Origin of the sequence: Vibrio sp. Vb1018, from assembly GCF_033338775.1 — a bacterium.
Lineage (GTDB): Bacteria > Pseudomonadota > Gammaproteobacteria > Enterobacterales > Vibrionaceae > Vibrio > Vibrio alginolyticus.
Map to the genome: position 1 here is coordinate 79,398 of NZ_JAWOTI010000021.1, position 16,563 is coordinate 95,960.

The following is a 16,563-nucleotide window of genomic DNA, read 5'->3' on the forward strand; positions in this document are numbered from 1 at the left end:
GGAAGTGTGATCCAGATAGAAGATGATGGGGTGGTTTGCAATAGTCCGAGAGCAATAAATAGAAAGTTCTTTTATAAGAAAAAATGTGTAACTTATCGACAAGCATCTTTTATTTGCGCCGTATCAAGACGTGCATTAGTCTCTATATTAGGTAGCAACTTTTATCGATCAAAGATCGAATTCGGTGCCATAACTCACTACACCGCGCTGCATGCTTGTGGTAGATTGTTTTTATAGGTCGAAAACATCAACCCTTTGATACGATATCTTTAGATTGCCATGAGTAAAAATTTTGAATGGGTCACTCCGGACTCTGATCTTCTGGAGCGAGAAAGTACGAAAGTCCAGCCACCTAAGCTGTACAATGTCGTACTCAATAATGATGACTATACACCTATGGATTTCGTCATAGAGGTGCTTGAGCGATTTTTCTCACATGATATTGATAAAGCAACTCAAATCATGCTTCAGGTCCACTATGAAGGAAAGGCAATCTGCGGCACATACAGCGCAGAAATTGCCGAGACAAAAGTAGCGCAAGTTACGATGTACGCAAGGGAAAATGAACATCCGCTACTTTGCACTATGGAGCAAGCGTAAACAAAGAAGACTTGCTCGAACAACCCCAGTTGTTTTTTCGGGAGGTACTTATGCTAAATAAAGAACTAGAGTCAAGCCTTAACGGTGCATTTGCTCGGGCGCGAGATAAACGCCACGAGTTTATGACTGTCGAACACCTCCTACTTGCATTGTTGGAAAATGATGCAGCTAAGGAAGCCCTTCTAGCTTGTAAGGCGGATCTTGACGCTTTACGCAACGAACTCGATATTTTCATCGATCAAACTACGCCTCTTATCCCAGATAGTGATGAGACGCGTGAAACGCAGCCGACTTTGAGTTTTCAACGTGTACTACAACGCGCCGTCTTTCATGTACAGTCGTCTGGTCGTAATGAAGTAACAGGCGCCAACGTGCTTGTTGCTATCTTCAGTGAGCAAGAGTCGCATGCCGCTTACCTTCTGAAGAAAAATGACATCTCCCGATTAGATATTGTTAACTTCATTTCCCACGGTATTACTAAAGCATCAGGTGCAGGTGAGGATTCATCATCAGACTCGTTTAGCTCAGAAAGTGTTGAAGAGCCTAATTCTGAAGAACGCCTAGAAAGCTTTGCGACGAATCTTAATCAAGTCGCTAAAGATGGAAACATCGACCCACTCATTGGACGTGATAAAGAGTTAGAGCGCACTATTCAGGTACTTTGTCGACGCCGCAAGAATAATCCACTACTAGTGGGTGAGGCAGGGGTTGGTAAAACAGCCATAGCGGAAGGTCTTGCATGGAGAATTGTCGAAGGGCAGGTCCCTGAGGTTATTCAAAACAGCGTGATTTATTCACTAGATATTGGCTCTTTGCTCGCTGGTACCAAATACCGCGGTGATTTTGAAAAGCGCTTCAAGGCGATTTTGAAACAACTTGAAAAAGAAGAAGATGCCATTTTGTTCATCGATGAAATACATACCATCATCGGTGCAGGCGCGGCATCTGGTGGTCAAGTCGATGCAGCAAATCTTATTAAGCCTCTTTTAAGTAGCGGTAAGTTGCGTTGTATTGGTTCGACGACATACCAAGAATACAGCAACATTTTCGAGAAAGAGCGTGCGTTGTCTCGCCGCTTCCAAAAGATAGACGTTGTAGAGCCCTCATTGGATGATACAACTAAAATCTTGATGGGCTTGAAGCCGAAGTACGAAGCTCACCATGAAGTACGTTATACCAATAAAGCACTGCGTGCCGCGGTAGAACTGTCGGCTAAATACATTAATGAACGCCATCTACCAGATAAGGCCATTGATGTCATTGATGAAGCTGGTGCTCGTAGTCGTCTTGCTCCTGCAAGCCGTCGTAAAAAAACGGTCGGAGTGGCTGATATCGAATCAATGGTTGCCAAAATGGCGCGAATTCCAGAGAAGTCGGTTTCTTCTTCAGATAAAGACATTTTGAAAAACTTAGATAGCAAAATGAAGATGTTGGTATTCGGTCAAGATAATGCGATTGATGCATTGTCCGAGGCGATCAAGCTGACACGTGCAGGTTTAGGTGTAGACAACAAACCTGTTGGTTCATTCTTGTTTGCAGGCCCAACAGGGGTTGGTAAAACAGAGGTGACAGTGCAGTTATCTAAGCTTCTAGGTATCGAGCTACTTCGTTTTGATATGTCTGAGTATGGTGAGCGTCACTCCGTAAGTCGCTTAATTGGTGCGCCTCCTGGTTATGTCGGTTATGACCAAGGTGGTTTGCTAACTGATGCTGTTATTAAGCACCCACATTCAGTCGTATTACTTGATGAGATTGAAAAAGCGCACCCTGATATCTTTAACCTGCTGTTGCAAGTCATGGATAACGGTACGCTAACGGACAACAATGGTCGCAAAGCAGACTTCCGTAATGTCATTCTTGTTATGACAACTAACGCAGGTGTGGCGGAAACCGAGAAGAAATCAATTGGTTTGATTCAACAAGACAACAGTCACGATGCAATGGCGGAAATTAAGAAGGTGTTTACTCCTGAGTTCCGTAACCGTCTTGATAACATCATCTGGTTTAACAGCCTTGATGAAAGCGTTATCCATCAAGTGGTTGATAAGTTCATTGTTGAACTGCAAGTGCAACTTGATGCGAGAGGCGTTTCAATGGAAGTATCGCAAGACGCTCGCCATTGGTTAGCACATAAAGGTTATGACAAAGCTATGGGGGCTCGCCCAATGGGGCGTGTTATCCAAGAACAGCTTAAGAAGCCTTTGGCTAACGAACTGTTGTTTGGATCTTTAGTTGACGGCGGTACAGTGAAGGTAACGCTGGTCAACGATACGCTTGAGTTTGAATACTTAAGTGAGAAAGAGACAGCGATGCATTAATCGTTAGTCGGTAACAAACGCAAAAGCGCACGAGAAGATCGTGCGCTTTTTTATCTGAACTAAATCGGAAAAAATTGTGCAATAAAAAACGGAGCAGCTTGCTCCGTTTTTTATTGCATCCGAAAATCAGAGATTAACGAGCGCGGAAGACGATGCGGCCTTTTGACAGGTCGTATGGAGTCATCTCTACAGTTACTTTGTCACCCGTTAGGATACGGATGTAGTTCTTACGCATCTTGCCAGAGATGTGAGCGGTCACAACGTGACCGTTTTCAAGTTCAACACGGAACATAGTGTTTGGTAGAGTGTCAAGGACAGTGCCTTGCATCTCGATTACGTCTTCTTTAGCCATTTAATCCTCTTTAGAAATTAGGCAATATTAGCGGGCTATATTCTGCCGCTAAATAGTAATTATGTAAAGTTGAGGCGTATTCTACCCTCGCCAACGCTGATTTACTAGCCTTTGGTGGCGTTGAAAGCGTGTTTTGTAGCTCATTGCTGGGCACTCATCAATCTGATATCCCAAATATAGCCACTGTTGTTTGTTTTCTTGGCAGTATTTAATTTGATAAAGCACCGCTAATGTCCCAAGAGATAACTCGTAGTCAGGGTCAAAGAAAGTATAAAAAGCACTCGAGCATTGTGGCATCAAATCTGTCACTGCAATGGCAAGCAATTGATCTGATTCATCGTAAATGTGTAAAAACGACGTTGTCAGCCAGCTGGTTTGAGCAAATCGAGCAAACTCATCACGCTTTGGTGGGTACATAGTGCCGTTTTTATGCCGTTTGCAGATGTACCGACTGTAAAGCTCAAACCATTCCTCATCCATTTCAGGTTTCATTTCCCAGCGTAAAGACTGTGCTTTATTAAGCAGCCTCTTCTGACTTTTTGATAATCTAACGTCTGGAATCGAGACTCGAATTGGCTGGCAAGCGGTGCAATGCTCGCAATGCGGTTTATATATGGTATCTCCGCTACGACGAAAACCGTTAGCCATGAGCAACTGGTAATTTTCTTCAGTATGCAGCCTTTCATCAAGCGCCACCGCAACCCGCTCTTGCCGTTCAGGCAAATAACTACAAGGGTGATTATTCGTCAACCCTATTCGAATATGTTGTATATCCGTACTCATACTGAATCCTGCAAAACTTGGGGCTGATAGGCATCAAATAGTGTTTGCTTTTCTCTTAAAGATAGTAGTTTTTGCATAAATTCGTCACGCTCAAGTTCAAATGCGCCAAGTGATGCCAAGTGAGAATTCATAACTTGGCAATCGATTAATTGACCTTGCTTTGACGCCAAATGGTTGCATAAGTACCACAATGCAATTTTGGATGCGTTATCTTTTAGACTAAACATCGACTCTCCGCAAAAAAGTTGGCCCACGCAAATGCCATATAGTCCGCCAATCAGGTTGTTGTCATGCCATACTTCTACAGAGTGACAGTGACCAAGTTTGGCTAACTCAATGTAGGAAGCTTGCATTTCCTCGTTGAGCCATGTTTCCTCTGCAGGGCGTGTTGAAGAACATAGTCTAATCACTTCTTCTGTCGCGAAATTGAGTGTTACTTTATAGTTATGTTTACGCTGAAATTTTTTGAGACTTTTAGATGGCTTAAACTGTAATGGGTCAAACACGGCGCGCGGAGAAGGGCTCCACCATAAAATAGGTTCACCAGGACCATACCAAGGGAAAATGCCTTGATAGTAACCATTGAGGATTCTCATGGGGTTTAAGTCACCACCAAAAGCCAGCAAACCATTGGGGTCGCTGAGTGCTTTATAGGGTGAGGGAAAGTTGAACGTTTCATCGAGTTCAGTTAAATAAATAGCCATAAGAAGTCGTTACCAACATTGGAGTCAGAGGAGTTTATGATGACCTGGTTAAGAAATATCGTAAAAGTATGGCTTGGGATCATACTGTTTTTACCACTTGTCGCCAACGCAGCCTATGAAAGAAATGTTGCCAAGCCAGTTAATGAAGTAGTTTACGGGAAGATTGACTCTGTCCGTTATATTACTCAACAAGAGGTTGTTCAATCGAAAAGTAACGGTTGGAAGACACTACTTGGTGCCACTATCGGTGGTTTAGTCGGTAATCAATTTGGTGGCGGTACGGGAAGAGAAGTCGCGACGGCAGTGGGTGCGCTTGCTGGTGCCGCAGTTGCTCAAAACCAAAGTAATTACCAATACACGGTTGAATATAAGTTAGTTGAGCTACTCATCAAAGTGAAGGGTGATAAGCTAATTAATGTCATCCAAGATGTTGATAAAAATATGTTATTTAGTCGAGGGGATGAAGTTCGTATTTTATATTTTGATGATGGAGTCAGGGTTGATATCACTTATTAACCCTAGGTTGTTTTAGTCTAACGAAGCCTAATCAGGCATGTACAGTCGGGCTGGCTTATAGTCAAATAAAGTCGAAATAGTTTGCTGTTTCGCCGTGCTTCTTTCGCTCTGATTTACATCGCTGGCAATGCCTTTAATTCTGTATCTTTAGGCTGCTTGAGGATATTCATAAATTAGCGCCGATTTACTCTGGTTTTGTCGTGTTTTTTTGGGTAGTCTGAATTCACGAAGAATTGTTTAGCCCTCATAAAAATCGTATGTTGAGGGCACAAAGGATTATCAACTTTTAATGGAAAGCCTAACGTTACAACCTATCAATAAAATTCAAGGGGAAGTGAACCTTCCTGGCTCTAAAAGCGTTTCTAATCGAGCTCTTTTACTTGCTGCTCTTGCTAAAGGCAGAACTCGCCTTACTAATCTCCTCGACAGTGATGATATTCGTCATATGCTGAATGCGCTGACTAAACTAGGCGTTCAATACCAACTTTCCGAAGATAAAACAGAATGTCTCGTTGAAGGCCTTGGGCGTCCGTTTTCTGTCTCAGAGCCGGTAGAGTTATTTCTCGGCAATGCTGGCACTGCGATGCGACCATTAGCTGCGGCTCTTTGTCTTGGAGAAGGGGAGTATGTACTGACGGGCGAACCTCGTATGAAAGAGCGTCCAATTGGTCACCTTGTCACGGCACTGAAAGATGCTGGTGCGAACGTTGAGTACATGGAAAACGAGAACTTTCCGCCTCTCAAAATAATTGGTACTGGCCTAAAAGCAGGTACAGTTTCTATCGATGGGTCCATTTCAAGTCAGTTCTTGACCGCTTTCTTAATGTCTGCGCCATTGGCTGAAGGTGAAATTCGCATCAACATCGAAGGCGATTTGGTTTCTAAGCCTTATATCGATATCACCCTGCATATCATGAAGCAGTTTGGAGTCGATGTGATCAACAATGACTATCAAGAGTTTGTGATCCCAGCCGGTCAGCAATACATCGCTCCAGGTGATTTCTTGGTTGAAGGTGACGCGTCTTCTGCTTCTTACTTCTTGGCGGCGGCAGCCATCAAAGGCGGAGAAGTTAAAGTCACGGGTATCGGTAAAAACAGCATTCAAGGTGATATTCAATTTGCTGATGCGCTTGAAAAAATGGGTGCAGAAATTGAATGGGGTGATGACTACGTAATTTCACGTGTTGGTCAATTGAAAGGCATCGATATGGATTACAACCATATCCCTGATGCTGCAATGACCATCGCGACAACAGCGCTATTTGCCGAAGGCACTACCGCTATTCGTAACGTTTATAACTGGCGTGTAAAAGAAACAGACCGTTTGTCAGCTATGGCGACTGAGTTACGTAAAGTCGGTGCGGAAGTGGAAGAAGGGGAAGACTACATCATCGTCAAACCTGTCTCTCAGTTAAAGCATGCTGCGATTGATACTTACGATGATCATCGAATGGCGATGTGTTTTTCGCTGGTGGCACTTAGTGATACGCCTGTGACGATTAACGATCCAAAGTGTACGTCGAAAACGTTCCCTGACTACTTCGACAAACTTAAGGCTTTGAGCTGCTAAATATTCTGACCTGAAACAGGAAAGCCAGAGTGAATAACACTCTGGCTTTTTTGTTTCCCAATACTATTTAACCAGCGTAAATTCCTTAGAAAGGTGATGCGCTAAGTATTTGAACATATTGAATACTGCAGTCGTATTTGAAGTTGGTAAACCTTTGTCATCAAGGAAGTATTCACCTTTAAAAACTAAAACACCTTCTTTTTCTTCTACACTTGTTGCTCGCATTCCCTCGATGTAATCATCGTGCTCTTGGATGATTTGGTTAGCGATCAAAAGAAGGTCGAACTCTTCGATAAACGTTCTATCAGACATATTCTTTCTACCATCCTATTCAGTTAAGAACGCTGAGTATACCTACAACTAAAATGGGTTTGCATGATTAATTCAGTCAATCGTTCAGTAAGACTAAACAGATCAATTTTTAGAGTATAAGCATGATGCGGAGGAAGATGGCAGAGCATTGAACCAAACTATTTTGTGATGGGTAACAAAATTTATTGCATTGGATTAGCGGATGCTAAGTTTGCCTGTTTAGATATGCCGCTCAATACCTTTCAGAACCCTGTCTCTTTGAAGTATAAAGACGATGAATTGTCAACCAATCGGATCTGAATTTCAAAAAAGCAGTTGATCTTCTTTTCATCTCGCACAATAGTAAAAAAAGAAGCAATGAAATAGAACATTATGCGGGTGGCCTTTAAACAAGGCTTCTACCCGCATTATTATGAAGGACGTTAGAGTCAGTTATGGGTAAATCACTCGTTATAGTGGAGTCACCAGCCAAGGCAAAGACGATAAATAAGTACCTTGGTAAAGACTTTATTGTTAAGTCTAGTGTTGGTCATGTGCGTGATCTGCCTACGGCCGGTCAAAGCACTGGTGAGAAAAAAGCCGCAGCCATCTCAACTAAAGGGATGAGTCCGGAAGAGAAAGCGCGCGTTAAAAAAGAGAAAGACCGCAAAGCGTTGATCAAAAAGATGGGGATTAACCCATATCATGACTGGGAAGCGAATTACCAAATCCTTCCAGGCAAAGAAAAAGTTGTCAACGAACTACAAAAACTCGCCAAAGACGCAGATTGCGTTTATCTCGCAACCGATTTGGACCGCGAAGGGGAAGCAATCGCATGGCACCTTCGTGAGATCATCGGTGGCGATGAAGAGCGATACAAACGTGTAGTTTTTAACGAAATTACGAAAAACGCGATCCAACAAGCTTTCCAGACACCTGGCGAGCTGAACATGGATGGTGTAAATGCCCAACAAGCACGTCGCTTCATGGACCGTGTCGTTGGTTTTATGGTTTCACCTTTACTTTGGAAAAAAGTAGCTCGTGGCTTATCTGCTGGTCGAGTGCAGTCTGTTGCGGTGAAATTGTTAGTTGAGCGTGAGCGTGAGATTAACGCGTTTGTACCAGAAGAATTCTGGGACATTCATGCGAATACGAAAACGAAAGACAAAGCGGACTTTAAACTGCTTGTTGCGCAGAAAGACGGTTCTGCGTTTAAGCCAGTTAATGAGGCAGAAACCAAAGCAGCGATGTCTGTACTTGAGAATGCAAGTTACGAAGTATGTAAGCGTGAAGACCGTCCTACAAAGAGCAAGCCTTCAGCACCTTACATCACCTCTACGCTTCAACAGGCAGCGAGTACACGTCTGGGCTACGGCGTGAAAAAGACCATGATGCTAGCTCAGCGCCTCTATGAGGCCGGTTACATCACTTACATGCGTACTGACTCGACTAACCTAAGTGCCGAGGCTGTGGACGCTGTACGTGACTTTATTGGTTCTGAGTTTGGTGATAAGTACCTGCCAGCGAAACCATTGACGTACGGTAGCAAAGAAGGGGCACAGGAAGCGCACGAAGCGATCCGTCCTTCAAATGTGGGTGTTAAGGCGGAAGACCTGCAAGGTGTCGATGCTGATGCGCACAAACTTTACGCTTTGATTTGGAATCAGTTTGTAGCGTGTCAAATGACGCCAGCAGAATACGATTCAACAACCATCAGTGTAAAAGCGGCAGAATACACGCTTAAAGCGAAAGGCCGTATCCTTAAATTTGACGGCTGGACTCGTGTACAGCGTCCAATGGGCAAAAACGAGGATACAATCCTTCCTGCGGTACAACTTGGCGATAAGCTAAGCTTAGAGTCACTTGACCCTAAACAGCACTTTACAAAGCCACCTGCGCGCTACACTGAAGCAGCACTGGTTAAAGAGCTGGAGAAACGAGGTATTGGTCGTCCGTCGACTTACGCATCGATCATTTCTACGATTCAAGATCGTGGCTACGTGAAAGTTGATCAGCGCCGTTTCTACGCTGAAAAAATGGGTGAAATTGTTACTGACCGCCTTGATGACAGCTTTAACGATTTGATGAACTACGACTTTACTGCGCGTATGGAACAGAAATTGGACCAAATCGCTGAAGGTGAAGTGAACTGGAAAGCTGTGTTAGACAACTTCTTTGCTGATTTTACTGGCGATCTTGAAAAAGCGGAGCTGGATGAGTCAGAAGGCGGTATGAAGTTAAACCACATCGTCATGACGGATATCGAGTGTCCGACGTGTAGCCGTCCAATGGGCATCCGTACTGCTTCGACAGGTGTGTTCTTAGGCTGTTCAGGTTACGCGTTACCACCAAAAGAGCGTTGTAAGACAACCATCAACTTGGGTGACGAAGAAGGTATTATTAACGTTCTAGAAGAAGACGTTGAAACCGCAGCTCTTCGTGCTAAAAAGCGTTGTCCGATCTGTGAAACAGCGATGGACGCATACCTGATTGATGACAAGCGTAAGATGCATGTTTGTGGTAATAACCCGAATTGTGAAGGCTACCTTGTTGAATACGGCGAGTTCAAAGTAAAAGGCTACGATGGTCCAGTTGTTGAGTGTGACAAATGTGGCTCTGATATGGTGCTTAAGAACGGTCGCTTTGGTAAATACATGGATTGTACGAGCGAAACGTGTAAGAACACTCGTAAGATTCTTAAGAATGGCGAAGTCGCGCCACCGAAAGAAGATCCTGTTCATTTCCCCGAGTTGCCATGTGAAAACTCAGATGCGTATTTCGTACTTCGTGATGGTGCTTCAGGTCTATTTATGGCGGCAAGCAACTTCCCGAAATCGCGCGAGACACGTGCTCCTTTGGTTGCTGAACTGGCACGTTTTGAAGAGCGTTTACCTGAGAAGTTCAAATACCTAGCGACCGCACCGCAAGAAGATCCTGATGGTCGTCCTGCAGTCGTACGCTTTAGTCGCAAAACAAAAGAGAACTACGTTCGTTCGGAAGAGAATGGCAAACCATCTGGTTGGACAGCGCTCTTTGTTGACGGTAAGTGGGAAGTCACTGATAAGCGTAAAAAAGCGAAAGCATAATAACGTACGATCTAAGTAATGTAAAAAGGCAGCGATATCGCTGCCTTTTTTGCGTTTTGTTTTTGCGTAAAGGCCACTGTGTTGTTCGTATAGATCTTTGCTGCTTTGACTGAGTTTTGCTGACGCGAGAAGATCCCAGCATCAATATTTCGTAGTCGCTGATGTATTTTTTATGTAAAAAATATTCGTTGTAACTTTCATTTTGCATTCACATATTTGTTATACATTGGGCTAAAAAATCGGTGGTGTAGTGAATCCGTTCGTAAATTGTTTTCACAATGTAATCGTTTGCTTTTCCATGTGTGATCTAGATATCATCTTGAGTACGCAAGAGCTGTATGGTACACAGAATGGCGTATTAAAAATTGTAATTTAGAACCCGCTTAGATAATTTATTACAAAAATTAGTGCAACTGTGTGCATTGTTTGCGTCAAAAAATAAGGAAAGAGTGGACGTTGCATACTGGAAGTGCCGTAGCTTTTTTATCCGTGTTGTAAGAGTTCACAGAAACTCAGAGACGGTTGCTAAATGTATTCGCTTGACTCCCCGAGTATGACTCATTCAAGCGAGTACCAAATCCAAGCTATAACGATATGGAGAACAACAAATGGCTGGTGTTTTGGGAATGATTCTTGCTGGCGGTGAAGGCTCTCGTTTGAGACCTTTAACGGAATCTCGCAGTAAACCTTCGGTACCGTTTGGTGGTAGTTATCGATTGATCGATTTTGCTCTAAACAATTTTGTTAATGCGGATCTGATGCGCATTTACGTCCTAACCCAATTTAAATCTCAATCTTTATTCCATCACTTAAAAAAGGGGTGGAACATCAACGGCATTACAGACCGCTTTATCGATCCTATTCCCGCTCAAATGCGTACTGGTAAACGTTGGTACGAAGGGACGGCGGACGCGATCTATCAAAACCTGCGTTTTATGGAATTAGAGGAACCAGAGCAAGTTTGTATTTTTGGCTCTGACCATATCTATAAGATGGATATCAAACAAATGCTGAACTTCCACTCAGAAAAGCAGGCTTCTCTGACGGTATCTGCATTGCGCATGCCACTAAAAGAGGCGTCGCAATTTGGGGTTATCGAAGTGGATAGTGAAGGTCGTATGATTGGCTTTGAAGAAAAACCAGCAAATCCAAAGTCGATTCCTGGTGACCCTGATTACGCTTTAGTTTCAATGGGTAACTATGTTTTTGAAGCTCAGGTACTGTTCTCAGAGTTGGTCGAAGATGCGGATAATGAAGCTTCATCACATGATTTTGGAAAGGACATCATTCCAAAGATGTTCCCTAGAGGTGATGTGTTCGTGTATGACTTCAGTACCAACAAAATCAGTGGCGAAAAAGAAGAGGTGTACTGGCGTGATGTCGGAACTATTGATGCGTACTGGCAAGCGCATATGGATCTGCTAGAAAAAGATGCTCCATTTTCGCTGTACAACCGTAAATGGCCATTGCACACCTACTACCCACCATTGCCACCTGCGACATTTACCGACTCTGATAATGGTCGTGTGCAGATAATCGATAGTTTAGTGTGTAATGGCAGCTATGTTAGAGGCTCAAGAATCGAAAAGTCGGTGCTTGGTTTTCGCAGTAATATTGCTTCTGCTTGCGATATCAGCGAATGTATACTTCTTGGTGACGTAAAAATTGGCGAAGGCTGTGTTTTACGTCGTGTGATTGTCGACAAGGATGCCGATATTGCTCCTGGTACTCAGATTGGTGTGAATCTTCAAGAAGATAAAAAACACTTCCACGTGTCTGAGGAGGGCATTGTTGTTATTCCGAAAGGAGCTCGAGTTGGCTACTAACAACTTATCTATTCTGTTTGTAGCTTCTGAGGTTGAAGGCCTCATTAAAAGTGGTGGCTTGGCAGATGTTGCCAAGGCACTACCGGAAGCCCTTCAAAACCTACAGCAAGACGTAAGAATTACCATCCCTGCGTACAGCAGTATTGATAAACTCGCAGACGCAGAAGTTGTATTAGAAACAGAATTAACATCATGGCCGCATACGGAGTATCGAGTTTTGCGGCTCATGTTAGGTCAAAATCCTGTTTACCTGATTGATTGTCCGCCGTATTTCAATCGACCATCAATGTATGCGGAGAACAACCAAGCGTATACTGATAACGGCGAGCGCTTTGCGTTTTTTAGTGCAGCATGTCTCGATATGTTACCCAAGCTCGCCTTTCAACCTAATATCATACACGCGAACGATTGGCACACAGGTCTTGTTCCATTTTTGCTCAAGCACAGGTATGGCAATGATCCGTTTTTTGCTCATACTAAAAGCGTCATTTCAATTCACAATGCGGTCTTTAAAGGCGTATTTAGTTATGAAGACGTGCAGTGTTTGCCAGAGTTTCATTGTAGAAACGTTCCCGATGCTGCGGTGAGTGCAACGCATATTACGATGCTTAAAGCTGGTGTAATGAATGCAGATAAGATAAACGCGGTTAGCCCTACGTACGCAGAGGAACTAAAAACAGAGCTTGGCAGTCACGGCATGGCTTGGGAGTTTCAGCAACGTGCGCAGGACTTAGTCGGCATCTTGAATGGTTGTGATTACAGCGCTTGGAATCCGGAAACTGATACCTACTTGCCGGTTAATTACTGCGCCGACCAGCAAAGTATGTCGCAAGGGAAGAAAGCTTGTAAAAAAGCATTACAACAACGACTAAATTTGCCCGAAAAAAATGTAGCTATGTTCGGTATGGTTTGTCGGTTGACCCAGCAGAAAGGCGTTCATTACTTGTTGCCTGCTTTGGCCGATTTTTTGAAGCACGATGTTCAGCTAGTTGTCGTTGGGACCGGAGACCCTGTTCTTGCCGCTCAGTTACGAGAGGTTGCCGCGCAGTTTTCTAGCAAATTTGCCTTTGTAGAAGCGTATGACAATGAACTTGCGCATATCGTTGAAGCTGGTTCTGATTTCTTCTTGATGCCTTCTGAGTTTGAACCATGTGGCTTAAACCAAATCTATAGTATGGCTTATGGGACATTACCGATAGTACGCGGTGTTGGTGGCTTAAAGGACAGCGTTAGCGATTATGATGTAAACCCATCTGAAGCAACGGGGTTTGTTTTTTTCGAACCGACACCGCAGGCATTGTTGTTAACGATGCTAAGGGCACTGTTGCTCTACGCTCAAAACGAGCCTGAAGTGAATAAAGTACAGTTGCACGCGATGCAACAAGACTTTTGTTGGCAAAAGGCCGCAGAATCTTATTTGCAGCTTTACCACTCAGCGTTAGTTTGACTTAAAATTGTAACGAAAGGCACCGAATGAGGTGCCTTTATTATCTTGAGTAAGGGGAGTGTGGTAGGATGGCTTTTTACTCAATAGCACGATCTTTTTGATACTCAATATGACCCAGCCGCTACTTTTTCATAAAACCTATTTGCACCCTACTAGTCATGAGTGGGTTGTATTTGTGCACGGTGCTGGTGGTAGCTCTTCTATCTGGTTCAAGCAAATTAAAGCTTACAAGCAACACTTTAACTTATTGCTGATCGATTTAAGAGGTCATGGAAAGTCAAATCAGTTACTTAAAGAGCTCATTGCTAGCCGTTATACCTTTACGGAAGTTACCCAAGATATTTTGAAAGTATTGGACCATTTAAAGATCCAATCCGCTCATTTTGTCGGTATGTCGCTTGGTACTATTATTGTTCGAAACCTTGCTGAATTGTCATCAGAGCGCGTACGTTCGATGGTGCTCGGCGGTGCTGTCACAAGGCTTAACACTCGTTCTCAGATATTGGTGAAATTAGGTAATTTTTGTAAGCATATCCTACCGTACATGTGGCTCTACAAACTGTTCGCTTATATTGTTATGCCTCAAAGAAGCCAACGAGAATCTCGCCACCTTTTTATTCGCGAAGCCAAGAAGCTTTGCCAAAAAGAATTTAAACGTTGGTTTATTCTCGCCGCTGATGTAAATCCGTTAATGAAATATTTTAAAGATCGAGAGTTACCCATTCCGACTCTTTACTTAATGGGCGACAGGGATTACATGTTTATTAAACCTGTCAAAGAAATGGTTGCAGCACATAAGCTCAGCATTCTACGAGAAATCCCGAATTGTGGTCATGTATGCAATGTAGAGCGTCCAGAAGACTTCAATCAACACTCCATCGAGTTTATTAAACAGCAAGCTGTATGTGCTTAAAACTGAGTGCATCCACTGAATAGGAGAGCCGCTATAGCTCTCCTAGTTGATATCCACATTGCCAACATGCACCAAATTGCCCTTCGTTTATTTCATGACATTTTGGGCATTGCCAATCTTGATACTCATGCCTATCGGATTGTTTTCGATATGCTTTTACTATTTCTTCAGCTTTCATCTTTTGTGCCGTGTCAAAAAGCCACACATAAGGATCGGTATCATCACCAAACGGCAGTTCTCCTTTTAAGCCGAAAATACCTTCTCCGCGAACTTCACAGTAAATTTGTTCCACTTTAAGCAGCTCACATACAATGTGTGCTTCTGCTGGGTTTTTAGCGATAAATATTTTCATCAAAATACCCACTTCACCAATTACGAGTTTTGCTGACTTGGTGTCGGCCTTACTTTATTCATAACCCATTTAGTGATGATTGGAAATAGTCCCAATAGCGCAAAAGACGCTAATACTGCGGGTGAAACAATGCCCGATAGGCTTTCAATTGTTGCTAATTGAGTACCTGCATTCAGATATACGGCTGTGCCTGGCAGCATACCTATTTGGCTAGTGAGATAAAATCGACCTACAGACATCGGTGTTAAGCCCATCAGTAAGTTGATTAGAAAGAAAGGGAATACAGGGATTAGACGCAAGGAAAATAGATAAAAAGCTCCGTCTTTTTCGACACCTTGATTAATTGCGTTGAGTTTATTTCCGAATTTGTTTTGTACCCAGTCACGCAATAAGTATCGGCTGCTCAAGAAGGCCAGTGTTGCCCCCATAGTGCTAGCGAAAGAAACCAGTAGCAAGCTTGTCCAAAAACCAAATAAGGCTGCACCAAGTAAGGTGACTACTGCCGCTCCTGGGATAGAAAAAGCGGTAATTGCAATGTAGGTAAAAAAGTAAATCGCAGCCGAGAATACAAAATTCTGATCGATGTATGTAGTTAGTGCTTCTTGTTGGGCTTTTGCATTCTCTAAGGTTAAATACTGGCCAAAGTTAATACCTAAAAAGACGATAGCCGCTAGTAGGATGAGACCTAATATCAGTTTCTTATTCATAATTTTGATTCCAATTTGGGATATATGTAATAAGACAGTAGGAAAACCGAAAAAATTTCACAAAAAAACCGCAGATTAGACTGCGGTTTTACAAGATAGTTTTTAGGCCGACTTTTATTGGAGGCCGTTCATCAACTCATCTCGGCGAGCTTGAGGTACCACACTCCAATGAGTGCCGTTGATAGCACCTTCTAGTGCCCATAGCAACTCAATGTTGACGGTTGCAGAGTGCGTATCTCTTATCGCTTTATAGGCGTTAAGCGCACCTTCCTCTTCAAGCTTCTCTACGGATTCGATGCCGGCTTTTTTTAGCATGCGCTCGGTAGCCAGTCGTAAGTTAGGCAAATCTTTCAAACGGTTAGGCTTTGTACTTGCTTGCTGTTCTTTCTCAAGCTTTGCCTTTTTCAATGATTGATTCGCTACTTCGATTAAGCGTTCGCTTGATTCCCATAAATCGCTGGAAATAGCGTAGTACTTTGTAACGACTGGAAAGCCACGTTTTTTATAAACGTAAGGCTTTAGCCCTTGTTTCTCGAAGTCAGATGAAGTTTTTTGGTCTGCTCTGATATGAAGCTGATTGTTTACCACTAGTGCAAACATTGTTTCATCAGCGAATAGTCCGAAGCCACCAAACATTGAGCGCGACTTGATATTACCAAGTGCCTCAAATAGCTTCATAGAGTCTTTGAGTATCGGTTTATCCATGTTTTGTTATCTCGGTGTAATTAATATTACGCCACCAAAAGTCAGGTCCGAGAGAGTAGCAAACATGCGTAAAAACAATGTCATTACAGAGTAAAGTCATTGCTTACACACTTGCCATCGGTAACCCCGCTACCTTCCATATCGTAATATGGTTCAGGCCGGAGGCTTTGCGTCCCACTCTTTCGAATGGTTTGCCCTGTGCGTGACACAATGAGCATACTTCTTATATTGAATTAACATCACGGTTTAGCGTTAAAAGTGTGATTTCGGTTCAATAAAAATGATAGATTGAATGCTCTATTTTGCATATGGAAAGGGGCTTTGTTGCGTAATTCGATGGAACTAAATCAAGAAACTACGATCTGAGCGGCTACGCCCATCAATCGTCGTAGC

General features: G+C 43.2%; 15 protein-coding genes and 1 riboswitch. Of the genes, 8 read left to right on the forward strand and 7 right to left on the reverse strand.

The features are described 5' to 3' along the window. Positions 1 to 279: 279 nt before the first annotated feature. Together clpS and clpA are read left to right on the forward strand one after the other, a co-directional pair. Positions 280 to 600, forward strand: coding sequence for an ATP-dependent Clp protease adapter ClpS (gene clpS, locus R7Z10_RS19195; protein ID WP_005378419.1), 321 nt, complete (start codon positions 280 to 282; stop codon positions 598 to 600). Positions 601 to 650: 50 nt separating this feature from the next. After that, positions 651 to 2,918 (forward strand): ATP-dependent Clp protease ATP-binding subunit ClpA, encoded by a 2,268-nt coding sequence (gene clpA / locus R7Z10_RS19200; RefSeq protein ID WP_005387879.1) that lies wholly within the window; start codon positions 651 to 653, stop codon positions 2,916 to 2,918. 133 nt (positions 2,919 to 3,051) lie between these two features. On the opposite strand, the gene infA is transcribed toward clpA, so the two are convergent. From infA to aat, 3 genes are all read right to left on the reverse strand, one after another. Continuing rightward, positions 3,052 to 3,270 (reverse strand): translation initiation factor IF-1, encoded by a 219-nt coding sequence (gene infA, locus R7Z10_RS19205; RefSeq protein ID WP_001040192.1) that lies wholly within the window; start codon positions 3,268 to 3,270, stop codon positions 3,052 to 3,054. Between the two features lie 81 nt (positions 3,271 to 3,351). Then, a complete protein-coding gene (locus tag R7Z10_RS19210) occupies positions 3,352 to 4,053 on the reverse strand; it encodes an arginyltransferase (RefSeq protein ID WP_005378346.1) in 702 nt (233 codons plus the stop codon). Continuing rightward, complete coding sequence (gene aat, locus R7Z10_RS19215) at positions 4,050 to 4,757, reverse strand: leucyl/phenylalanyl-tRNA--protein transferase (RefSeq protein WP_005387881.1); 708 nt, start codon at positions 4,755 to 4,757, stop codon at positions 4,050 to 4,052. The genes R7Z10_RS19210 and aat overlap by 4 nt, the downstream gene beginning before the upstream one ends. A gap of 39 nt (positions 4,758 to 4,796) precedes the next feature. On the opposite strand from aat, the gene R7Z10_RS19220 reads away from it, so the two are divergent. Together R7Z10_RS19220 and aroA are read left to right on the forward strand one after the other, a co-directional pair. Then, positions 4,797 to 5,273 carry a glycine zipper 2TM domain-containing protein gene (locus R7Z10_RS19220; protein WP_005378348.1) on the forward strand — a complete coding sequence of 159 codons (477 nt, stop codon included), beginning with the start codon at positions 4,797 to 4,799 and terminating at the stop codon, positions 5,271 to 5,273. Positions 5,274 to 5,562: 289 nt separating this feature from the next. Then, a complete protein-coding gene (gene aroA / locus R7Z10_RS19225; RefSeq protein ID WP_005387883.1) occupies positions 5,563 to 6,843 on the forward strand; it encodes a 3-phosphoshikimate 1-carboxyvinyltransferase in 1,281 nt (426 codons plus the stop codon). Positions 6,844 to 6,906: 63 nt separating this feature from the next. On the opposite strand, the gene R7Z10_RS19230 is transcribed toward aroA, so the two are convergent. Continuing rightward, complete coding sequence (locus R7Z10_RS19230) at positions 6,907 to 7,155, reverse strand: YciN family protein (protein WP_005387884.1); 249 nt, start codon at positions 7,153 to 7,155, stop codon at positions 6,907 to 6,909. Between the two features lie 434 nt (positions 7,156 to 7,589). Here R7Z10_RS19230 and topA point away from each other — a divergent pair, with 434 nt between their 5' ends. The 4 genes from topA to R7Z10_RS19250 all read left to right on the forward strand — a co-directional run bounded on the left by topA (position 7,590) and on the right by R7Z10_RS19250 (position 14,406). After that, complete coding sequence (gene topA, locus R7Z10_RS19235; protein ID WP_005378351.1) at positions 7,590 to 10,220, forward strand: type I DNA topoisomerase; 2,631 nt, start codon at positions 7,590 to 7,592, stop codon at positions 10,218 to 10,220. Between the two features lie 608 nt (positions 10,221 to 10,828). Then, positions 10,829 to 12,046 carry a glucose-1-phosphate adenylyltransferase gene (glgC, locus tag R7Z10_RS19240; RefSeq protein ID WP_017634726.1) on the forward strand — a complete coding sequence of 406 codons (1,218 nt, stop codon included), beginning with the start codon at positions 10,829 to 10,831 and terminating at the stop codon, positions 12,044 to 12,046. Continuing rightward, entirely contained in the window at positions 12,036 to 13,493 is a 1,458-nt protein-coding gene (gene glgA, locus R7Z10_RS19245) for a glycogen synthase GlgA (RefSeq protein ID WP_017820031.1), read from the forward strand. The genes glgC and glgA overlap by 11 nt, the downstream gene beginning before the upstream one ends. A gap of 109 nt (positions 13,494 to 13,602) precedes the next feature. After that, the gene (locus R7Z10_RS19250; protein ID WP_005387891.1) at positions 13,603 to 14,406 is read left to right on the forward strand and encodes an alpha/beta fold hydrolase; all 804 of its coding nucleotides are present in this window, start codon (positions 13,603 to 13,605) and stop codon (positions 14,404 to 14,406) included. 31 nt (positions 14,407 to 14,437) lie between these two features. Here the strand turns inward: R7Z10_RS19250 and R7Z10_RS19255 are convergent, their stop codons facing one another. The 3 genes from R7Z10_RS19255 to R7Z10_RS19265 all read right to left on the reverse strand — a co-directional run bounded on the left by R7Z10_RS19255 (position 14,438) and on the right by R7Z10_RS19265 (position 16,170). Next, a complete protein-coding gene (locus tag R7Z10_RS19255; RefSeq protein WP_017820033.1) occupies positions 14,438 to 14,758 on the reverse strand; it encodes a DUF2007 domain-containing protein in 321 nt (106 codons plus the stop codon). A gap of 20 nt (positions 14,759 to 14,778) precedes the next feature. Continuing rightward, positions 14,779 to 15,465, reverse strand: coding sequence for a TVP38/TMEM64 family protein (locus R7Z10_RS19260; protein ID WP_005378366.1), 687 nt, complete (start codon positions 15,463 to 15,465; stop codon positions 14,779 to 14,781). Between the two features lie 114 nt (positions 15,466 to 15,579). After that, positions 15,580 to 16,170, reverse strand: coding sequence for a TfoX/Sxy family DNA transformation protein (locus R7Z10_RS19265; protein WP_005378367.1), 591 nt, complete (start codon positions 16,168 to 16,170; stop codon positions 15,580 to 15,582). Positions 16,171 to 16,286: 116 nt separating this feature from the next. Then, positions 16,287 to 16,376, reverse strand: a riboswitch (cyclic di-GMP riboswitch). Positions 16,377 to 16,563 lie beyond the last annotated feature (187 nt).

Excerpts from the sequence above, each read along its gene's own strand:
- clpS (WP_005378419.1), top strand. The coding sequence starts at position 280 with ATGAGTAAAAATTTTGAATGGGTCACTCCGGACTCTGATCTTCTGGAG.
- clpA (WP_005387879.1), top strand. The coding sequence starts at position 651 with ATGCTAAATAAAGAACTAGAGTCAAGCCTTAACGGTGCATTTGCTCGG.
- infA (WP_001040192.1), bottom strand. The coding sequence starts at position 3,270 with ATGGCTAAAGAAGACGTAATCGAGATGCAAGGCACTGTCCTTGACACT.
- R7Z10_RS19210 (WP_005378346.1), bottom strand. The coding sequence starts at position 4,053 with ATGAGTACGGATATACAACATATTCGAATAGGGTTGACGAATAATCAC.
- aat (WP_005387881.1), bottom strand. The coding sequence starts at position 4,757 with ATGGCTATTTATTTAACTGAACTCGATGAAACGTTCAACTTTCCCTCA.
- R7Z10_RS19220 (WP_005378348.1), top strand. The coding sequence starts at position 4,797 with ATGACCTGGTTAAGAAATATCGTAAAAGTATGGCTTGGGATCATACTG.
- aroA (WP_005387883.1), top strand. The coding sequence starts at position 5,563 with ATGGAAAGCCTAACGTTACAACCTATCAATAAAATTCAAGGGGAAGTG.
- R7Z10_RS19230 (WP_005387884.1), bottom strand. The coding sequence starts at position 7,155 with ATGTCTGATAGAACGTTTATCGAAGAGTTCGACCTTCTTTTGATCGCT.
- topA (WP_005378351.1), top strand. The coding sequence starts at position 7,590 with ATGGGTAAATCACTCGTTATAGTGGAGTCACCAGCCAAGGCAAAGACG.
- glgC (WP_017634726.1), top strand. The coding sequence starts at position 10,829 with ATGGCTGGTGTTTTGGGAATGATTCTTGCTGGCGGTGAAGGCTCTCGT.
- R7Z10_RS19250 (WP_005387891.1), top strand. The coding sequence starts at position 13,603 with ATGACCCAGCCGCTACTTTTTCATAAAACCTATTTGCACCCTACTAGT.
- R7Z10_RS19255 (WP_017820033.1), bottom strand. The coding sequence starts at position 14,758 with ATGAAAATATTTATCGCTAAAAACCCAGCAGAAGCACACATTGTATGT.
- R7Z10_RS19260 (WP_005378366.1), bottom strand. The coding sequence starts at position 15,465 with ATGAATAAGAAACTGATATTAGGTCTCATCCTACTAGCGGCTATCGTC.
- R7Z10_RS19265 (WP_005378367.1), bottom strand. The coding sequence starts at position 16,170 with ATGGATAAACCGATACTCAAAGACTCTATGAAGCTATTTGAGGCACTT.